2 pseudogenes are annotated in these 1,196 nt (G+C 66.6%); both read left to right on the top strand.

Annotation, left to right across the window (positions count from 1 at the left end):
* Positions 1–389: pseudogene (locus tag ON22_RS37475) on the top strand (hypothetical protein); the annotation flags it as partial.
* A gap of 2 nt (positions 390–391) precedes the next feature.
* A pseudogene (locus ON22_RS36915) lies at positions 392–1,196 on the top strand (hypothetical protein); the annotation flags it as partial.

Below are 1,196 nucleotides of genomic sequence, written 5' to 3'. Positions count from 1 at the left end.
TGCTGCGCCTGCGCCTGCTGCGCCTGCTGCGCCTGCGCCTGCTGCGCCTGCTGCGCCTGCGCCTGCGCCTGCTGCGCCCGCGCCCGCGCCTGCGCCTGCGCCTGCTGCGCCTGCGCCTGCTCGGCCCACGCCTGCCCAGAACGGGCCTGACAACAACGGTCCCGATCGGAACGGGCCTGACAACAACGGTCCCGATCGGAACGGGCCTGACAACAACGGTCCCGATCGGAACGGGCCTGACAACAACGATCCCGATCGGAACGGGCCTGACAACAACGGTCCCGATCGGAACGAGCCTGACAACAACGATCCCGACCAGGCGAATGGTTCCAGGAACGATTCCGGCGATGGATCGGATAACGGTAGTGGTTCGGATAAGAAGAAGGTAGGCATGGCCGTGGCCGGCGTTGCTGCGGTCGGTGCTGGTATCTGGGCAATCAGTGAGGCCACGTCTGGGGATGAGAAACCCGAGGTACCCGAAGAGCCACAAGTACCGAATCCCACGCCGCCTCTTGTTGGGGAAGAAGAGGAAAAACCGATAGAGGAGGGCGGCTCCGACGAGGAGAACAACGAGGGCGAGGATGATCCCCATTTCGGTGGACCGAACGATCCCGGAACGGGAGATCCCAGTTTCGAGCAGCCTGGCACGGAACAACCCGGCACGGAGCAACCCGGATCCGGTGACCTCGACTTGGGAGATCTCGGGGTGGATGACCTCGATCTGGGAGGTTCGGGTGATGGTTCGGGTGGTCCCGAAGCGGGCTTGTTCGGACCCGATGGTCTCGGGTCGGGTGAGCTCTCGGCGGAGGAACTCGGTTCCGGCACTGGTAAATCGGACGACTCCGACGGTGGGCGTGATTCCGACCCCAGCCCCGGCCCGAGCCCCGAGCCGAGCCCGAGTCCGACGCCCACTCCCAACCCCTCTCCGACACCGACGCCCGGCGGCGGTATCGGGGACATGTTGACGCAGTTCGCGATGGCAAGCATGATGTCCGGCCTGGGTGGTGATGATGCCGAGAAGGGCGACGAAGACGACAGCGAGTCCGACAAGGACGAGCCCAAGCCGCCGCAATCCACGCCGGCTCCCAATGCGGGCCCGCCGCCGACCGGTGAGCCTCCTGCTGAGGGTGAGCCTCCTGCTGAGGGCGAGCCGCCCGCGGAGGGCGAGCCGCCCGCTGAAGGTGAGCCTCCTGCTG

The sequence above is a fragment of the Nocardia carnea NBRC 14403 genome (assembly GCF_000308515.1).
Taxonomy (GTDB): Bacteria; Actinomycetota; Actinomycetes; order Mycobacteriales; family Mycobacteriaceae; genus Nocardia; species Nocardia carnea.
The sequence above is the reverse complement of the archived record's forward strand: the minus strand, read 5'-3'. Positions and strand labels throughout refer to the sequence as shown.